The following is a 17972-nucleotide window of genomic DNA, read 5'->3' as shown; positions in this document are numbered from 1 at the left end:
GTCAGGCGGAGACGGTCGTCCGGGACGCCTCGTTGGCGGCGACGACCAGTCGGGTGAGTTCGCGGGCGCGGGCGACGTTGTCGTCGGCCCGGCTGCCGGTGGTGATGTGTTCCACCCACTGGGCGAACGCGTCCGGGTCGTCCTCGGGGACCTCGATGGTGACCGGTCGGTCGCCGTAGGCCGACCCGCCGGCGGTGAGCCGGGCCTCCTGGTCGGTGTACGACAGCCAACCGGCGGTCCCCGCGACCTCGATCGTGAACGGTGTGCCCGCGACGAAGCCGGCCTCGATGACGCCGATCGCCTGCGAGGGGTACCCGACCGTGACGACGGCGTGGTCCTCGACCGCGTGCCCGGTGACGGAGCGGTAGACGGCCTGCACCGTGTCGGGGCGGGCGCCGAGGAAGAGCTGGGTCAGGTACACCGGGTGACAGCCGAGGTCGGTGAGCGCGCCGCCGATCGCGGTCTCCGGGTCGAAGAACCGCTCGGGCAGCCACGGCGCGACGGCACCGTCGTGCGAGAGCCGGACGCGCGCGTGGTTGACGGTGCCGAGTCGGCCCGACGCGATCTCGTCCGTGATGGCCCGCGTGTACCCGTGGTACAGGCGGGGCAGCGAGACGACCAGGGCGACACCGGCCGCGTCGCAGGCGGCGATCACCTCGTCGCACTCCTGCACCGTGGGAGCCAGGAGCTTCTCGGTGAACACGTGCTTGCCCGCTCGTGCCGCGCGGGTGATGACGTCGCGGTGCACATCGGTCGAGGTGGTGATGGTGACCGCGTCGACGTCGTCGCGGGCGAGCAGGACGTCGAGGTCGGCGACGAACTCGACGCCGAAGTGCTCGGCGCCCTCGCGTCCGCGGGCGGGATCGTCGTCCCACACGGCGACGAGCTCGGTGCCGGGGTGTTCGGCGGTCTGCCGGGCGTAGTCGCCGGCGTGGACGTGCCAGAAGCCGACGACGGCGACACGGATGGGCGGGGTGGTGCGGGGCATGGAACCTCTCCTGTGGGGACGGGACGGGACGGGGCGGACACGGACCTGTTCCTGGTCCTGGTCCTAGACGCGGACCTTGTCGTAATCGGCGGGCAGTGTGAACGGCGAGTACGTCTGCATGATCGGGTCGACGCGGGCCTGGGCACGCTCGACCGCCTGCTGCGGCGACGCCGTGCCGAGCAGCACGCTCGACCGGGCGTCGGCGAGCGCGTCCCACCACTGCCCGCCGACCGGCAGCGGGGGACGGCAGGTGGAGTCCGGCATCGACTCGACGAAGAACCGGATCGACTTCGCCGAGCCCTTCGGGTCCTTGAGCGCGGCGATGTTCGACGGCACGCTCGTGGCCGGGACCATGTAGGTCTCCTGCCCGCGCTTGCCGGTGAAGTACTTCATCAGCTCCCAGACGGCCTTGGTCTTCTTCGACCCCTTCGGCAGGCAGAGCGCGAAGCCGCCGGACCACGTGTACTTGTCCGCACCGGCCGTCTGGGTCGGCAGGTACGCCATGTTCCAGTCGAGGTCCTTCGGCCCGTAGTTGTCGAACGTCTGGATGGTCGAGGGCACACTCACCATGAACGCCATCCGGTTCGCCAGGAACGCGGTCTGTCCCGGCGGGTGGCCCGTGGGCTCGTAGGTCGCGATGAAGGTGTCCGCGTCGCGGTACCCGTAGCGCTTCGCCCAGTCCTCGTAGAACTCGTAGACCTTGCGGACGTTGGTGGAGTCCATCGTCATGTGCGAGTCGGCCTGGTCGAAGTAGCTCGCCCCGAGCCCGAGACCCCACGTGAACGGCCACCCCTCGCCGTACCAGGGCAGCAGACCCATGTGGGTGTAGCTGCCGCCGGACTTCTTCGTGACCTTGTCGCTCACCTCGGCGACGCGGTCCATCGTGACGGGGCCGTTGTGCTGCCAGTCGAACTCGTCCAGGTCGACGCCGGCGTCGCGCAGCATCGTGCGGTTGACGAACATGCCGCGGGCGTCGGTGTCGTGCGGCAGCCCGTACGTCTTGCCCTTGTACGTCAGCTCGCCGACGGTGAAGCCGAGCCACGACGACAGGAACTCCTGCTTGGACACGTCCTCGAACTCGGCGATGAGCTCGTCGATCGGTTCGATGAGCCCGATCGCGGCGTACTGCGCGGCGCTGAACCGGTCGAGCAGCCACAGGTCCGGCGCGGTGCCGCCGCGGACCGCGGTGATGACGCTCGTCGCGTCGCCGGTGCCCTGGGACGGGACCTGGTTGACGCGGACGTCGATCTCCGGGTGCAGCTGCTTGAACTGGTTGATCACCTTGGTCTGGAACGGGACGAACGTGCCCGTGACACCCCACAGGGACACCGAGTTCGGGTTGCCGCGGGCGCCGGAACCCGAGGCGCACGACGCGGCGAGCAGGGCGAGGGCACCGGCGCCACCGGTCGCGGCGGCGGTGCGCAGGAAGGTACGGCGGTCGAAGGCGCTGCCGGTCATTTGAAGCTCCCGATCTGGATCCCCTTGAGGAAGGTCCGCTGGAAGAAGAAGAACAGGACCACGAGCGGCAGGATGATCATGATCGAGGCCGCCATCAGCTGGTTGAACTGGAAGTCCGCGCTGTTGTTGAGCCGGAACACCTGCAGACCGATCGACAGCGTCTGCACGTTCTGATCCTGCAGGTAGATCAGCGGCCCGAGGAAGTCGTTCCAGGCGCCCACCGCAGCGAAGATGCCGACGGTCACCAGGGCCGCCTTGGCCTGCGGGAACACGATCCGCCACAGGATGCGCCACTCCGACGCCCCGTCCATCCGCGCCGCGTCCAGCAGGTCCTTGGGGATCTGCAGCAGGAACTGCCGGAGCAGGAACACGTAGAACGCCGACCCGAACAGACTCGGCACCACGAGCGGCAGGAACGTGTTGATCCACCCGAGCCGCGCGTACAGGTCGAACATCGGGATGAGCGTCACCGGGAACGGGATGAACAGCGTCGCCAGCACCACGTAGAACATCCGGTCGCGGCCGCGCCACTCGATGCACGCGAAGCCGTACGCGATCACCATGTTCGACGCCATCGAGAACACCGTCACCAGGACGGTGATGACGAGCGTGTTCCGGAAGAACGTGAAGAACGGCATCGCGTTGATCGCGTCGCCGAAGTTCGACCAGTCGAGCCACTGCGGGAACCACGTCGGCGGGAACGCCCCGAGCTCGGTGTTGCCCTTCAGTGCGGAGATGACCATCCAGTAGATGGGCACCAGGAACAGCAGGCTCATCGCGATGAGCACGACCCGGGCACCGATCGACGACCAGACGGAACGGACGGAGCCGTCGGCGTTCCTCGATCGGTCGGCGCGCGCGTTCCTGCGGTCCTTCGGGCGGACGGTCTCGAGCGACGACGTCACGGTGGGGTCGTCCTGCTGCAGCGTCATCGTCTACTCCCCGCTCACGTCGTAGTTCACGAACCGCTTGGACAGCCAGTACACGAGGCCGGACAGGATCATCCCCGCCAGGAACAGCAGCACCGCCATGGCGCTCGCGAACCCGAGCTGCGCGTAGCTGAACGCGTTCTTGTACAGGTAGAGCATGTAGAACAGCGTCCCGTTGTCCGGCGACCCCAGCCCGCCGGTACCGGACGAGATCACGTACGCCTCGGTGAACACCTGCAGGCCGTTGCTGATCCCGGTGATCAGGTTGAACAGGATCGCGGGGGAGATCAGCGGCAGCGTCAGCGCGAAGAACTGTCGCACCGGACCGGCACCGTCCACACGCGCGGCTTCGTACAGCGTCTTCGGGATGCCGCGCATGCCGGCCAGGAACACCAGCGCCGCATTGCCGGCACCCATCTGCGCCAGCGCGACGATGACGAGCTTCGCCGTCGTCGGGTCACCCAGCAGGTTCGTCGCCGGCACCCCGACCAGCTTCAGGACCTGGTTCACGATGCCGGTCTGCGGGTTGACCAGCACCACGAAGATGAAGGCCAGTGCGAACGTCGGGATGAGCGACGGGATGTACAGCGCCGTCCGGTACCAGCTGATCTCCTTGACGTCCTGGTTCATCGCCAGCGCGATCACGATCGCCACGACGATCCCGACCGGCACGGCGATCGCCGCGTAGAAGAGCGTGTTGCCGACGGCCGTGTGCACGAGCGGGTCGATGAACGCCGCGACGTAGTTGCCGAACCCCACGAACGTGGCGGCGTTCATGCCGGAGTACCGGGTCAGGCTGATCACGAAGGAGTAGATCAGCGGGTAGGCGATGAACACCAGTACGCCGACGATCCAGGGGGAGATGAACGCGATGCCGATCCGCAGGCGTCGCTTCTCCGCCGGTGTCCAGGGGTGCTTCTTCGTCGCGCGTCGACCGGTGCCCTCGGTCGAGGTCGCGGGTCGCGCTGCGGTGGCCGGGCGAGCAGTCGTCGTCACGGGCGTCCCTTCGGGTCCCCGTGGCCACGTCGGTGTGCGCACGGGCGCAGCCACGTCGGTGTGGCCGCTCGCGGATCGTCGACCCACCGGACGCCGCGATCCGTCTGCGCCGGACGCTTCAATCCAATTGATTGACAAATTCGCTTGATCAGTGATGCTAGGGACCGCAACCCGGAACCGTCAACCACGAGGATGCTGCGATGACTGCAGGGCAGAACCACACCCACGTCAGCGAGCACAACCGCGCCGTCGTCCTGGACCTGGTCCGCCGCAGCGGCCCGGTCACCCGCTCCGACATCCGCGACCGCACCGGCCTGACCGCGCAGACCGTGTCCAACATCACTGCCCGACTTGTCGCCGACGGGCTGGTCCACGACCTCGACCGCCGACTCACCCTGGCGCGGGACGGCCGCTTCGCCGTCGGCGTCCACCTCGACCCGGCGCACGTCGCCGTCGTGCTCCTCGACCTGGCCGGCGGACTCGTGACCGAACACCAACTCGGGCCGGCCGACCGCACCGACCCCGGTGCAACGCTCGACGCGATGGCGCAGGCCGTCCGCGACGTCATCGCGCGATCGCAGGTCGACCTCGCCCGCGTCGCCGGCATCGGCATCGCCGCACCTGGGCCGATCGAACGCGACGGCGCCACGCTCGGCGCCCCCGCACAGCTCGCTGCCTGGGCCGGCTTCCCCCTGGCCGCGGAACTCGCCCGGCGCACCGGACTGCCCGCGCACGTCGAGAAGGACGTCGTCGCCAGCGCGCTCGCGGAGTGGTGGACCGCACCGGTGGTCACCGACCTGGTCTCCGTGTACCTCGGCCACGGTGTCGGAGCCGGCATCGTCGTCGGCGGCGAGGTCGTCCGCGGGCACACCGGCAACGCGGGGGAGTTCGGCGGCATGCCCGTGCACGCGCACGGCGGGTGGACCGCGTTGTGGCAGGCCTGTCAGCCGCTGCAGCAGGTCCGACGGGGCATCGACGCCGGGCTGCTGCCACCGCATATCCCGCTCGACGACCCCGGCGCCGTCCGGTCGGCCTTCGACGACCTCTGCCGTGCCCCCGGCGCTGGTCCGCTGCTGACCGAGGCGGGTTCGGCGCTCGGGTCCGCGCTCGTCCACGTCGTCGAGCTGCTCGACCTGCCCAGGATCGTCGTCGGTGGGAGCGCGGCGCTGGCCGCCGGACCGGTCCTGCTCGACGCGCTCACTGCACGGCTGGCGGAGCGCCTGCCCCCGGCGTCCCTGCCGCTGGTCACCGTGACGACGCTCGGCGAGAACGTCGTCGCCCGCGGTGCCGCCTGCGCGGTGCTCCAGGCAGCGCCGATCGCGTCGTCACCGCCGACCGGCACCGCGCAGCGGACCCGACGAGCGACGCTGCGCCAGCCAGGAGGCCCGGCTCGGCCCCGCGACATCGCCCACCCCTGGTAGACGGGTGACGCGACGGCCCGGCGCCGTCCGGCGCGCTACTCGCTGCCGATGCGCAACAGCAGCGGCCCGAGCAGTCCGATCACCCAGACCAGCACGATGCCGGCCGCCCCGACCGCCAGCATCCGGCGCTTCCACCGGCGCCGCGGTGTCGGCGGGGTCTCGCCCCACATCTGCGTGCGCACGAGGATCCGGTTCGCCTCGCCGACCAGCCGTCGGATCTCGGGGTCGTCCAGCTCGAGGCGTCCTTCGCGGGCGTGCTCGGCGATCGCCGTGGCCTCGGCGAGCGACAGCCCGTCGGTCGTGCCCTCGCGCTCGGTCATGTCGCCATCGTCCCACGCAGGCACGGACTGTGCCCGCGGTCAGCGCCGTCCGCGTACCGAGGACGCATGACACAACGCTTCCGCGGCCAGGTCGTCGTCATCACCGGCGCCTCGAGCGGCATCGGCCGTGCCGCCGCACACGAGTTCGCCCGGCGCGGTGCGACGGTGGTGCTCGCCGCCCGCAGCCACGACAGCCTGCAGGCAGCTGCCCAGGAGTGCCGCGACCTGGGTGCCGAGGCCGTCGCCATCCAGACCGACATCGCCGACGAACACCAGGTCGAAGACCTCATCAGCACGGTCACGACCCGGTTCGGCCACATCGACGTGTTCGTCGGCAACGCCGCGCTGTTCGTCTACGGGCTGTTCGAGCAGACCCCGACCGACTCGTTCAAGCGCGTCGTCGACACGAACCTCTACGGCCACCTGTACGCGATCACCCACCTGCTGCCGCACTGGAAGCAGCGCGGGAAGGGCACCTACGTCCTGGTCGGCAGCATCCAGTCGCTGCTGAGTGCGCCGTACCAGTCCGCCTACGTGACGAGCAAGCACGCGGCGCTGGGGCTGGTCGACGTGCTCGGGGACGAGTTCGCCGGCACCGGGATCGACTTCACCACCCTGATGCCCTCGACCATCGACACCCCGATCTACCAGAACGGCGCGAACTACACCGGCAAGGCGTCGCACCCGCTGCCGCCGACCGTCTCGGTGGAGCGTGCGGGCAAGGCAGTCGTCACCGCGGCACTGCACCCGAAGCGCTACCGGTTCGTCGGACGGATCCAGGCGTCGCTCGTGCCGCTGCAGTACGTGTTCCCCGGGCTGTTCCACGCGATCACGAAGCCGATGGTCGAGACCTTCGCCCTGCGCGGCCACCAGGAACCGACCGACGGCAACCTGTTCACGCCCGCCGACGCGGGCAACGCGACGAACGGCGGGTGGGTCGCGAAGCGACGGCGCGTCACGCGCCCGCTGCTGTGGATCGGTGCCGCCGCCGCGGTGGTGACCGTGGCCCTGCGACCAAGGCGCTGACGGACTGGAGGCGCGCGCCGGCCCCGCCACGCGCCTCCCGTCCGCGCCGCGCCCCCCGCACCGTCCAGGGAGCAGACGACGTCGGGTCAGTGTCCGCCACCCGACGTCTTCTGCTCCCTCGAGCGCGTCGGGAGCGCGCCTCGAGCGTCTCAGTCGAGGACCGCGGCGACCGCCTCGACCTCGACGAGCTGATCGTCGTACCCCAGCACCGCGACGCCCATCAACGTGCTCGGCACGTCGTGCTCGCCGAACGCGTCGCGCACGACCGCCCACGCGGCCACCAGGTCGGCCTGCCGCGACGACGCCACGAGCACCCGCGTCGAGACCACGTCCTGCAGGGTCGCTCCCGCGTCGGCCAGCGCCTGCCGCAGGTTCGCGACGCACGCGGCGGCCTGTCCGGCGTGGTCGCCGATCGCGACCGTCTGCCCGTCGGCGTCGAGCGGGCACGCGCCGGCCAGGAAGACCAGCCGGGCCTCGGCCGGGGCCGTGGCGGCGTAGGCGTACTCGGCGACCGAGCTGAGCGACGACGACCGGATGAGCTGCACTGCGCTGACCATGCTCGCCATCCTGGCCCACCGTCGCCGGGACCGGGGGACCGCATGACGGGAGGCGCGTGGCGGGCCCGCACCGTGCCTCCAGTCCGACCGTGGCCGGGCCGACCGCCTCAGGGCGTGACGCGCGTCCAGCCGGACTCGGCGCGCCATGCGCGCGCGTCGAACCGGAAGACGCTGCCCATGCCGGGCTGGTCGAGCGCGCGGTCGATCGGGACGCCGCGCAAGTCCGCCAGCAGCAGCGCGCCGACCGCCCCGTGCGACACGATCGTCACGTCGTCGTCCGCGGTGATCGCACGGACCGCCCGGACGATCCGGCGCTGCGCGTCGACGGCGCGCTCCCATCCGCGCACCGACGCGTCGGGCCGGGCGAAGAACGCGTCGACGACCGGCTCGAACGCGGCCGGCGGCAGGTACCCCGTCGCGCTGCGGTCGATCTCGCCGAGCCGCGCGTCGATCTCCGGCGTGACACCGACTGCCCGGCCGAGGAGCTCGGCGGTCTCGACGGCCTTCTGCTCGGCGCTCGAGACGATGCGTGCCGTGCCGGGTGCCCAGGCGGACCAGTGCGCGGCAGCAGCGCGCGTGCGCCCGAGGTCGGAGAGTCCCCAGCGTTCGATCGGCACCGCAGGGTCGATGACCACCTCGGCGTGGGTCAGGAAGGACGAGACCATCCACCGAGCCTGGCAGACGACGCTCGATCGATGACGGCGGGTGGTCGTAGGGTGTGGCCGTGGAGTTCCCGGGGGAGGCGGACGGCGCGCGTGACGCGTCGACCTCTCCGGGGTCACCCCGGGGCACGCAGTACCAGCAGGACGACACGCCCCGAGAGGCTCGGCGCGCTCCGCGCGCGCTCCCTCACGGAGGCACCGACAGGTCCCCCGGGAACCCCACGCCCACGCCGCTCGACGTCGTCGCCCGGGCACTCGCCGACGCGTTCCTGGCGGCCGACCGGTGGGAGCGCGACGACCTGACCGCGGCCGGCTACGACGTCCTCGGGGTCGAGCGCCCCTACGTCGGCGTGGCCGTCGGGATCGCACTCGACGCCTGGCCCAGGCCGCCGGTCGACGCCCCGCGGCAACTCGCCGCCGTGCTCGCGAGTACTCCCCGCCTGATCCGCCTGCACCACTCGCGTGAGCCGCACCGGCCGGTGCGGGTGCTGCTCCGCCGTGCCACCGCAGTCCGCGCCGTCCCGAGGGTCGACAGCCGCCTGCTGGTCGACACGCTCCCGGAACTCGCGCGCGAACTCGACCTGACCGTGGGTCGGCTGCTGTGGCTGGCGGACACGCGGGGGTGGAACCGCCGCCCGGGCCCGTCGAGCCCGCTCCACCACCACCGCAACGAATGGGTCCACCGTGCCGGACGCGCACCACGTCTGCTCGAGAAGCCGATGGCGATGCTCAAGCGCACGCAGCGGACGATCCTCGACGAGCTGCTCGTGGCGATGCCCGTCCACGACGCCGCGCACGGGTTCGTCGCCGGGCGCAGCGTCGTCACCGGCGCTGCCGAGCACGTCGGCCGATCGGTCGTGCTGTCCGCCGACCTGACGTCGTTCTTCGCCAGTGTGACCGCGCCGAGCGTGTACGGCGTGTTCCGCTCGGCCGGGTTCGCCGAACCGCTCGCACACGTGCTGACCGGCGTCTGCACGCACCGGGTGCCGCCGCACGTGCTGACCGCGATGCCACCGGGCGGCGACGCGGATGCCCGCGGGGCGCTCCGTCGGGCACTTGCGGCGGCGCACCTGCCGCAGGGGGCGCCGACGTCACCCGCGCTGGCGAACCTGACGCTCCGACACCTGGACGTGCGGCTGGCCGGGTGGGCTGCGGCGATGGGCGGCACGTACACGCGCTACGCCGACGACCTGACCTTCAGCGGCGGCGACGCGATGGCGGCGCGGGCGGACGCGTTCCTGCGTGGCGTCGACCGGATCGTGCGTGAGCAGGGGCACACGCTCAACGCCCGCAAGACGCGGGTCCGGCGGTCCGGTGTGCGGCAGTCGGTCACGGGCGTGGTCGTGAACGAGCGGACGTCGCCCGGTCGGCGCGAGGTCGACCGGTTGCACGCGGTGCTGCACAACTGCGTCGTACAGGGCCCGGCCTCCCAGGACCGCGGAGGGCACCCGGACTTCCGCGCACACCTGCTCGGACGCATCGGCTGGGTCGAACAGGTGCACCCGGGGCGGGCGCGTCGGCTCCGTGACGAGTTCGCCCGCATCCGCTGGTGAGGCGCCCCCGGACGGGTCAGGAACGGACCAGGCGCGCGATCGCCTCGGAGGCTTCCTTGACCTTCGCCGCCGGGTCGCCACCGTCGGCCAGGGCATCCGTCACGCAGTGCGTCAGGTGGTCCTCGACCAGCCCGAGCGCGACCGACTGCAGCGCCTTCGTCATGGCGGAGACCTGGGTCAGGATGTCGATGCAGTACTGCTCGTCCTCGACCATGCGCTGCAGACCCCGCGCCTGACCCTCGATGCGCTTGAGCCGCTTGAGGTAGGCGTCCTTGGACGAGATGTAGCCGTGCTCGTGATCGGTCATGAGGCCTCCCGGGGACCAGTACCCCACCAGGGTATGTCATCGGTCGTGGTTGGTTGACGCGGTTGACGCTTGAGCGGTAGAATGGGTTGACACGGTTGCAGGAAGGTGCGGTTGATGGCAACGACGCAACACGCGGTCTCCGGGGCCGCCGAAGCAGCACTGCTCGCTGCCATCCAGGACCGACTCCGCGGTGGCCGGTACGACGACGCGCTCGCGGCGGCAGGCGACGTCGGAGCACTCGCTGACCGGATGGTCGCCGCGCTGCCGGCGGTCAAGCACGAGGCGGACGCCCTGATCGGTCCGTTCTACGACGCCTCGTCGCTGGCGAGCTGGCGTGGTGTCACCCGCCAGGCGATCAGCAAGGCGAGCACGAAGGGCGACCTGCTCGGCCTGAAGATCGCCGACGGCAGCCGGATCTTCCCGTCCTTCCAGTTCGGTCCGTCCGGTGCGCCGCTGCGGCACCTGCGGCAGGTCCTGGCGCTGCTCGACCCCGACCGCATCGACCCCTGGGGCAGTGCCCTGTGGCTCAACACGATCGCGGACGAGTTCGGTGGGACCACCGCTGCCCAGGCCCTGCGTGACGGCCGGCACGACGTCGTGTTGCGGGCGGCCCGTCGCGCCGCGCACGCCTGGCTGGCGGACGCGTGACCGAGCGCCGCACCGAGGTCGCCCAGCGCGGTCCGGCCGACGACGCCGACCTGACGTCGTTCCCTGCCGCCGAGTCCCGCGGCACGACTTTCTACCGGGCGAAGCGGCACGACCGCGGCGCGTGGTGGTTCGCGAGCACGCCGGTCGACGCCGACGGCGTGGACGGCGGCCGGTTCGACCTCGCCGATCCCCGCGGCACCTGCTACTGGGCGGACTCGGTCGAGGTGGCGGTGCGTGAACGCCTGGCGCACCACACCCTGCACACGAACACGGTGTTCGTCGGACGTGCCCGCGAGATGGTCGTCGTCGCGGCCCGGGCATCGCGGGGGCGCCGTTTCGCCGACGTCACCGCTCCGGACGCCGTGCGGCACGGCGTCGGCGCCGAACTGCAGACGATGGTCGACTACCGCGTGCCGCAGGCCTGGGCGCGGGGGTTCGATGCGGCGGGCTTCGCGGGCGTGCGGTACAGCACCCGGTTCACCAGCGCCGCGGCCCCGAACGCGTGGGCCGTGTTCGGCGACGCCGGTGTCCCACGGCGGCCTCGTCCCGAGCGGGTCCACCGCGACGGGGTCACCGCGTGCCGCGAGTCCGGGATCCGTGTGCTCGAGGACGGCGGCACTGCTGGCCCCGAGCGCTTCACGATCGTCACGCCGCCGCGCGACTGAACCGCACAGCGGTGTCGGTGGCTCCTCCTACCGTGTCCGACGTGGTCGAGCCAGTCGATGCGTGGTGGCGCCGCCGACAGTTCTCGCGCGGTGTGGCGATGCCGTACGCCGTGGGCGAGTTCCGCGACGCATGGGCGTCCTTCCCGGTGCTCATCCGGCAGTACCACCCCGAGTGGAACGCCGGCATCGTCCTGACCCAGGTGCCCCCGGCGGCCGAGGTCCTGCTGACGTGGGAGTGCGACGTCGGCCACGTGTTCGTCGCGACCCCGGCCGAGCAGCGCGGGCGTCCCGGCCGCGAACGCCGACGGTCCGTCTGGTGCCCGGAGTGCACCGTGATGGCGAAGCCCCAGCGATGGCCGGTCCTGCCAGAGGACTGGCCGACCCAGGTCCCCGCGCCGCAGCGAGCGGTCCGGACGGCCGGGCGGCAGACCCTGCCCGCGGCCGGCCGACGCAGCACACCCCCGGTGGGCGACGTGCCGACCGGTGCCGTCGCGTCCTCCCGCGCGGCTCGTCCCGGCGCCCGTCGGGGCACCGCTCGGCGTCCAGCGGCCGAGCGGGAGATCTGCCGCAAGACGCCGCGGCTGCCCTCGGGCGACGCCTTCGTCAGCGTGTGCGCGCCGGCGACGGCCTCGGCGGTCGAGGCCGAGCTGCGCCAGGCGTTGTCCGACCGCTTCGACTTCACCTTCGACCGGAACGCCATCCGCCTGGACCGGCCGTTCCACGACCACGTCGAGGCCTGGCCGGACATCATCCTGCCCGAGCTGCGCGTCGCGATCGAGTACGACTCCACCGGCCGGCACGGGCTCGAGCACGTCGGACCACGCGAGGACTCCGACCGGCGCAAGGACCGTGCACTGCGCGGCGTCGGGTGGGAGGTCGTGCGCATCCGCACCGGGCGCCTGCCCGCCCTCGGGCCCCACGACCTGCAGGTGTCGGGCGTGTCCGGTCGGACGATCGAGCGCCTGGTCGACACCCTGCGGGACGTCCGCGGCGCACTCTTCGTCGACGCCTACGCGCGCTGAGCCGCACGACGGCTGCACGGCTGCCCGGCGCGCGCATGGTGCGCGGTTGCGGCCGGGCAGCACCGTGCGAGGCTGCATGCGGGTGCGACCACGGTCGCCCGGTGCGACCTTGTTGCGCTGCACGGGGCGATCAACCTCGCACCAGGCGCGAACCTCGCACCGGGCGCGAACCTCGCACCAGGCGCGCACCCACCCCTCACCCGCGCAGCGCGAGCGCCTCGCTGGTCCACCGCGCGTGCAGCGACCACGGATCGGAGACCCCGGCGGCGACCACCCGCACGTGCTCGAGCAGCTCGGGCGTCACCCGGAACCACTCCGTCCCCGGGTACCGCGAGACCGCGAACTGCTCGTGCCGCCGCCGTTCGAGCGCCCGGTCGCCCCGCTCGAACGCCAGCAGGTCCTGGTGCGGGATCCGCGCGAACCGTTGCCGGGGGTTCGCCGTCGTGCCGATCTTCACGCGGTCGCCCACGTCGTCGCGCTGCCGCAGGTAGTACACGACGTCGACCCGCGGGGGAGCGAGCTCGCCGTCGGGCACGTCCCCGTACGGCCACTCGCACACGGCGCACACCGTCCCCGAGGGGAACCGCACGCCGATCCGGCACCCGCAGACCAGGCACGGGCCGGGCAGCGCGTCCTCGGTGCCGCGGCGGCCCCCGGCGAAGTCGCCGACCACCAGCACGTGGGACTCGCACAGCGGCACCGGCGCGCCGGACGCGGGCTCGCCCGCGCACCCGGGCACGCAGCAGGACTCGACCATGCGCGGAACGCTAGTGGTGACGTCCGACGTGCCCAAGGCCTCCCGTCAGTCGAAGACGGCGCCCACCGGCTCGCGCTTCTCCTCCTGGAAGCGGTCCTCGGCGCGCCCCAGCGCCCAGTACGCCGACAGTGACATGTCCGCCTTCTCGACGCCCCACTCGTCCTGCAGCAGTCGTCGGATCGCCTTGATCGCGGTCCGCTCACCGTGCGCGAACACGCGCACCGGCGGGGAGGCCCGCGGCAGCTCGCGGGTCGCGGCCAGCAGGAGCGTGCCCGGCTCGGCGCCGGTGGCGTCGCGGTGCAGCCATCGCAGCGTCACGCCGACCGGGTGCGGCAGGTGCTGCTCGTCGGCGGGTCCGGCGACCTCGATCAGCGCCGTGCCGGTGGCGTCGGGGTCCATCGCGGCGAGCGCCGAGGCGATCGCCGGCAGTGCGCTGTCGTCGCCGAGCAGCAGGTTTTCGACGTCGGGGTCGGCGCTCGGGGCGTAGCCGCCGCCGGGGCCGGACAGGGCGAGCAGGTCGCCGGGGCGGGCAGCGGCGGCCCAGGGTCCGGCGAGTCCCTCGTCGCCGTGCACGACGAAGTCGATCGCGATCGTCTGGGTGTCGTGGTGGATCGACCGGACGGTGTAGGTGCGTCGGGCCGGCCGGTCCTGCTTCGGCAGGTCGTCGCGCAGGGCGTCGAGGTCGTACGGGGGCGTCAGGCCGAGCCCCGGCTTCGCGATCAGGAGCTTGACGTACCGATCCGTCATGGCCAGTCGGTCGGGGTCGGCATCGTCGACGAACGCCCGGAACGCGGGTCCGCCCAGGTGCACGCGCACCATGTGGGGCGTCAGGCGTTCGGTGTGGTCGACGACGAACACGTGCTGGGTTCGGTTCTTCGGGCTCATCGTGGGGGAGCTTCCTCTCGTCGTGTCTGCGCACGCTGTGACCTGCTCGGTGTCAGCCGTGTCCCGGCGATTCCTGGTGCGCAGACGCGCTTGTGAGGTTAGCCTCACCTCATGAACGCTCCAGTCACCCGGTTCTCCGAACTGCTGCGGCTGCGTGCAGCGCGGACCTCGGGCACGACGGCCGGCACCGACTTCATGGACGCGCTGCGCGGCGGGCGCTGCGACGTGGCGGACTACGCCGACCTGCTCGGGCAGTACGCCTTCGTGTACGACGCACTGGAGCGCGCGGCCGAGCGGATGGCGGACCACCCCGTCGTCAGCCCGTTCATGACGGCGCACCTGACGCGCATGCCCGCGATCCGTGCCGACCTGGAGTACCTGGTCGGCCCGGACTGGTCCGAGCTCGTGTGCCCCACACCGGCCACGACGGCGTACGTCCGACGACTCAACGAGGTCGCGGCCGAGTGGCCCGGCGGCTTCGTCGCGCACCACTACACGCGGTACCTCGGCGACCTGTCCGGCGGCCGGGCGATCGGCCTGACGCTGAGCCAGCAGTTCGGGTTCGACACGAACGGCGTGCTGTTCTGGATCTTCGACCAGCTCGCCGACCCCGCGGCCTTCCAGGCGACCTACCGCGACCAGCTCGACGCGGCACCGTGGGACGCCACCGAGCGCGAGCGGGTGATGGCCGAGGTTGAGCTGGCCTCGGCGCTCGACGACGGGCTGCTCGCCGAGCTCGACGCACGGCGCACCTCCGCGGCCTGAACACGGGAGCACCTGCCAGGGGCCGCCGGCCGTGCACCGAGCGGTCGCGGAGCGTTGCGGTGCGTGACGAACCGGCCGGACGGTCGTCGTCACGCTGCGCCGCCGCCCGGTACGCTGCTGGGGTCCGGGGACTGGTATCCCACACAATCGGAAGGACGAGATGACGGCGATCGACGGATCCACGCGCTTCGGCAGCGCACGTGAGAACGTCAGCGGAGCGGTCGACAGCGACCTGCGCGCCGACGTCCGCTACCTCGGCAGTCTGCTCGGGCGGGTGCTCCGCGAGAGCGGGGGAGACGACCTGCTGCGCGACGTCGAGGACCTGCGCGCCGCGGTGATCACGGCCTACGAGGGCGACGACGCCGACGGTGCCGCCCGCGCCGAAGCGATCGTGGCGGGCCTGTCACCGGAGCGCTCCGAAGAGGTCGCCCGGGCCTTCACCACCTACTTCCACCTGACCAACTTGGCCGAGGAGCACCACCGCGTGCGCGTGCTGCGGCAGCGTGGCGACGACGGCGGCGTGGCAGGCGACTCGTTCCCCGCGACGTACGCCCAGCTCGTCGACGAGGTCGGCGTGGACCAGGCCGCTGCGCGGCTCGCCGACCTGCGCTTCCACGCCGTGCTGACGGCCCACCCGACCGAGGCCCGTCGCCGCGCGGTCACCACGGCGGTCCGACGCATCACGGACCTGATCGACGAGCGGGACCGCGCGAAGAACGCCACGGCACGCGCCGAGAACGAACGCCGGCTGCTCGAGGAGATCACGAACCTGCTGCGCACCTCGCCGCTCCGCACCACCCGGCCGACCCCGCTCGACGAGGTCCGCACGGCGATGAGCGTGTTCGACCAGACGCTGTTCGAGATCGTCCCGCAGGTCTACCGCCTGCTCGACGACCGACTGCTCGGTGACGCCGCGGGCAGCAGCCCCGTGCGGGCCCCGGCGTTCGTGCGCTTCGGCACGTGGATCGGCGGCGACCGCGACGGCAACCCGTTCGTCACCGCGGACATCACCCGCCAGGCGGCCGAGATCGCGGCCGAGCACGTGCTGCTCGGCCTGGCCCGTGCCGCGACCCGGATCGGCAGCACCCTGACGCTCGACGCCGACGAGACCCCCGCCGACGCGGGACTCACCGCGCTGGTCGCCGCGCAGGAGTCGCTCGACCCCGACATCGCCGAACGCATCGGCATCCGTGCGCCGAACGAGACCCATCGCCGTGCGCTGCTGTTCACCGCCGCGCGCCTCGACGCCACCCGTCGTGGCGACCGCCCGCTGGCGTACGACGGCCCCGAGGCGTTCCTGGCCGACCTGCGCACCATCCAGCACTCGCTCGTGGCCGCCGGCGCGACCCGGCCCGCGTACGGCGAGCTGCAGAACCTGGTGTGGCAGGTCGAGACCTTCGGGTTCCACCTGGCCGAGCTCGAGGTCCGCCAGCACTCCCAGGTGCACCGCACGGCCCTCGCCGAGATCCGAGCGGGCGGTCCGCTCAGCGAGACCACCGAAGAGGTCCTCGCGGTCTTCCGCACGATCGCGCACCTGCAGCGGCGGTACGGCGTGCGCGCCTCGAACCGCTACATCGTGTCGTTCACCCAGTCGGCAGCCGACCTGGCGAACGTGCACGAACTCGCCGTGGCGGCGCTCGGCTCCGAACAGGACGCGCCGGTGCTCGACGTGATCCCGCTGTTCGAGACCTTCGCAGACCTGCACGCCAGCGTCGACATCCTCGACGAAGCCGTGCAGACCGAACCGTTCCAGCGCCGCCTGGCCGCCACCGGCCGGAAGCTCGAGGTCATGCTCGGGTACTCGGACTCGTCGAAGGACGTCGGCCCGGTCTCGGCGAACCTGGCGCTGTACGACGCCCAGGCACGCATCGCCCGCTGGGCCGAGCAGCACGACGTCGAGCTGACGCTGTTCCACGGCCGCGGCGGCTCGCTCGGCCGTGGCGGTGGACCCGCCAACGAGGCGGTGCTCGCCCAGCCGCCGGGATCGATCGACGGCCGGCTCAAGCTCACCGAACAGGGCGAGGTCATCTTCGCCCAGTACGGCGACCAGGACATCGCCGCGCGGCACCTCGAGCAGATGGCCTCGGCCACGCTGTTCGCGTCGTCGCCCTCGAACGAGTCCCGGACCGAGGCCGCCGCAGAACGCTTCGCCGACCTGGCCCAGCAGCTCGACGACGTCTCCCGCGACGCGTTCTACGGCCTGGTCAAGGCCGACGGCTTCGCGCCGTGGTTCGCCCGGGTCACGCCGATGGAGGAGATCGGCCTGCTGCCCCTCGGCTCGCGTCCGGCCCGCCGCGGCCTGAGCGTCGAGTCCCTCGAGGACCTCCGCGCCATCCCGTGGGTGTTCTCGTGGACCCAGGCGCGCATCAACCTGGCCGGCTGGTACGGCCTGGGCTCGGCGCTCGAGGCCGTCGGTGACGTCGAGCTCCTGCGCACCGCGTTCGCCGAGTGGCCGCTGTTCGGCGCGATGATCAAGAACGTCGAGATGTCGTTGGCGAAGACGGACGAGCAGATCGCCCGGCGCTACCTCGAGCTCGCCGACCGCGACGACCTGGCCGCGATGGTGCTCTCCGAGATGCTGCGGACCCGCGAGTGGGTGCTGCGGGTGTCCGGCGGCGCTGACGTGCTCGAGGACCGGCCGGTCCTGGCCCGGGCCGTGCGGCTGCGCAGTCCGTACGTCGACGCGCTCTCGCACCTGCAGCTCCGGGCGCTCCGTGCGATCCGCACGTCGGGCAGCACCGACCCGACCGATGCCGACCACCGCCTGCTGCTGCTCACCGTGAACGGGATCGCCGCCGGCCTGCAGAACACGGGCTGACGCCCGGCGCGACCACCCGACGGACGGGAGGCCCGGTGCCAGCTGGCACCGGGCCTCCCGTCCGTCATGTCCGGGCCGTACCGCGCACGGTGCGAGCGCGCCGAGCGGTCACGACACCCCGTCGGTGTGCCACCGAGTGGTCACAGATCGTCGGCTCCGCTGCGCGTCACCGACGATCTGTGACCCCTCGGCGTT

Annotated in this window: 18 protein-coding genes; 8 read left to right on the top strand and 10 right to left on the bottom strand. The window is 72.0% G+C overall.

All coding sequences use genetic code 11. The features are described from left to right. Position 1 precedes the first annotated feature (1 nt). From ACLBWP_RS02645 to ACLBWP_RS02630, 4 genes are all read right to left on the bottom strand, one after another. Positions 2–988 (bottom strand): Gfo/Idh/MocA family protein, encoded by a 987-nt coding sequence (locus ACLBWP_RS02645; RefSeq protein ID WP_447653920.1) that lies wholly within the window; start codon positions 986–988, stop codon positions 2–4. Positions 989–1051: 63 nt separating this feature from the next. Further along, complete coding sequence (locus ACLBWP_RS02640; protein WP_447653919.1) at positions 1052–2446, bottom strand: ABC transporter substrate-binding protein; 1395 nt, start codon at positions 2444–2446, stop codon at positions 1052–1054. Next, a complete protein-coding gene (locus ACLBWP_RS02635; RefSeq protein ID WP_447653918.1) occupies positions 2443–3378 on the bottom strand; it encodes a carbohydrate ABC transporter permease in 936 nt (311 codons plus the stop codon). Before ACLBWP_RS02635 ends, ACLBWP_RS02640 begins: the two co-directional genes overlap by 4 nt. Before the next feature lie 3 nt (positions 3379–3381). Next, a complete protein-coding gene (locus ACLBWP_RS02630) occupies positions 3382–4371 on the bottom strand; it encodes a carbohydrate ABC transporter permease (RefSeq protein WP_243563903.1) in 990 nt (329 codons plus the stop codon). A gap of 200 nt (positions 4372–4571) precedes the next feature. Here ACLBWP_RS02630 and ACLBWP_RS02625 point away from each other — a divergent pair, with 200 nt between their 5' ends. Next, on the top strand, positions 4572–5792 hold the full coding sequence (locus ACLBWP_RS02625; RefSeq protein WP_447653917.1) for an ROK family transcriptional regulator: 1221 nt from the start codon (positions 4572–4574) through the stop codon (positions 5790–5792). A gap of 35 nt (positions 5793–5827) precedes the next feature. On the opposite strand, the gene ACLBWP_RS02620 is transcribed toward ACLBWP_RS02625, so the two are convergent. Beyond that, positions 5828–6112 carry a hypothetical protein gene (locus ACLBWP_RS02620; protein ID WP_243563901.1) on the bottom strand — a complete coding sequence of 95 codons (285 nt, stop codon included), beginning with the start codon at positions 6110–6112 and terminating at the stop codon, positions 5828–5830. A gap of 66 nt (positions 6113–6178) precedes the next feature. On the opposite strand from ACLBWP_RS02620, the gene ACLBWP_RS02615 reads away from it, so the two are divergent. Next, the gene (locus tag ACLBWP_RS02615) at positions 6179–7138 is read left to right on the top strand and encodes an SDR family NAD(P)-dependent oxidoreductase (protein ID WP_447653916.1); all 960 of its coding nucleotides are present in this window, start codon (positions 6179–6181) and stop codon (positions 7136–7138) included. Between the two features lie 149 nt (positions 7139–7287). Here ACLBWP_RS02615 and ACLBWP_RS02610 read toward each other — a convergent pair whose 3' ends face one another. Both ACLBWP_RS02610 and ACLBWP_RS02605 read right to left on the bottom strand, forming a co-directional pair. After that, positions 7288–7695, bottom strand: a complete 408-nt coding sequence (locus ACLBWP_RS02610; protein WP_447653915.1) for a RidA family protein — start codon at positions 7693–7695, stop codon at positions 7288–7290. Positions 7696–7802: 107 nt separating this feature from the next. Beyond that, positions 7803–8360, bottom strand: a complete 558-nt coding sequence (locus ACLBWP_RS02605) for a histidine phosphatase family protein (protein WP_447653914.1) — start codon at positions 8358–8360, stop codon at positions 7803–7805. Positions 8361–8419: 59 nt separating this feature from the next. On the opposite strand from ACLBWP_RS02605, the gene ACLBWP_RS02600 reads away from it, so the two are divergent. Next, complete coding sequence (locus tag ACLBWP_RS02600) at positions 8420–9910, top strand: reverse transcriptase family protein (RefSeq protein ID WP_447653913.1); 1491 nt, start codon at positions 8420–8422, stop codon at positions 9908–9910. A 16-nt stretch (positions 9911–9926) separates the two neighbouring features. On the opposite strand, the gene ACLBWP_RS02595 is transcribed toward ACLBWP_RS02600, so the two are convergent. Then, positions 9927–10217, bottom strand: a complete 291-nt coding sequence (locus tag ACLBWP_RS02595; protein WP_447653912.1) for a metal-sensitive transcriptional regulator — start codon at positions 10215–10217, stop codon at positions 9927–9929. A gap of 114 nt (positions 10218–10331) precedes the next feature. Between ACLBWP_RS02595 and ACLBWP_RS02590 the strand changes: the two genes are divergently transcribed. Genes ACLBWP_RS02590 through ACLBWP_RS02580 form a run of 3 tightly spaced genes read left to right on the top strand, consistent with a single transcriptional unit; the run spans position 10332 to position 12552 of the window. Further along, complete coding sequence (locus ACLBWP_RS02590) at positions 10332–10865, top strand: hypothetical protein (RefSeq protein ID WP_447653911.1); 534 nt, start codon at positions 10332–10334, stop codon at positions 10863–10865. Continuing rightward, positions 10862–11530 (top strand): RES family NAD+ phosphorylase, encoded by a 669-nt coding sequence (locus ACLBWP_RS02585; RefSeq protein WP_447653910.1) that lies wholly within the window; start codon positions 10862–10864, stop codon positions 11528–11530. Before ACLBWP_RS02590 ends, ACLBWP_RS02585 begins: the two co-directional genes overlap by 4 nt. Before the next feature lie 41 nt (positions 11531–11571). Next, a complete protein-coding gene (locus ACLBWP_RS02580; protein ID WP_447653909.1) occupies positions 11572–12552 on the top strand; it encodes a hypothetical protein in 981 nt (326 codons plus the stop codon). A 196-nt stretch (positions 12553–12748) separates the two neighbouring features. Here ACLBWP_RS02580 and ACLBWP_RS02575 read toward each other — a convergent pair whose 3' ends face one another. Continuing rightward, positions 12749–13309 carry a GIY-YIG nuclease family protein gene (locus ACLBWP_RS02575; protein WP_447653907.1) on the bottom strand — a complete coding sequence of 187 codons (561 nt, stop codon included), beginning with the start codon at positions 13307–13309 and terminating at the stop codon, positions 12749–12751. A 45-nt stretch (positions 13310–13354) separates the two neighbouring features. Further along, positions 13355–14194, bottom strand: coding sequence for a siderophore-interacting protein (locus ACLBWP_RS02570; RefSeq protein ID WP_447653906.1), 840 nt, complete (start codon positions 14192–14194; stop codon positions 13355–13357). Between the two features lie 111 nt (positions 14195–14305). Here ACLBWP_RS02570 and ACLBWP_RS02565 point away from each other — a divergent pair, with 111 nt between their 5' ends. Both ACLBWP_RS02565 and ACLBWP_RS02560 read left to right on the top strand, forming a co-directional pair. Next, the gene (locus tag ACLBWP_RS02565; RefSeq protein WP_243563888.1) at positions 14306–14959 is read left to right on the top strand and encodes a biliverdin-producing heme oxygenase; all 654 of its coding nucleotides are present in this window, start codon (positions 14306–14308) and stop codon (positions 14957–14959) included. A gap of 160 nt (positions 14960–15119) precedes the next feature. Further along, positions 15120–17777 (top strand): phosphoenolpyruvate carboxylase, encoded by a 2658-nt coding sequence (locus tag ACLBWP_RS02560; protein ID WP_447653905.1) that lies wholly within the window; start codon positions 15120–15122, stop codon positions 17775–17777. Positions 17778–17972: the final 195 nt, after the last annotated feature.

This window comes from Microbacterium sp. M1A1_1b, from assembly GCF_053345565.1.
This window is presented reverse-complemented; position numbering and strand designations above follow the sequence as displayed.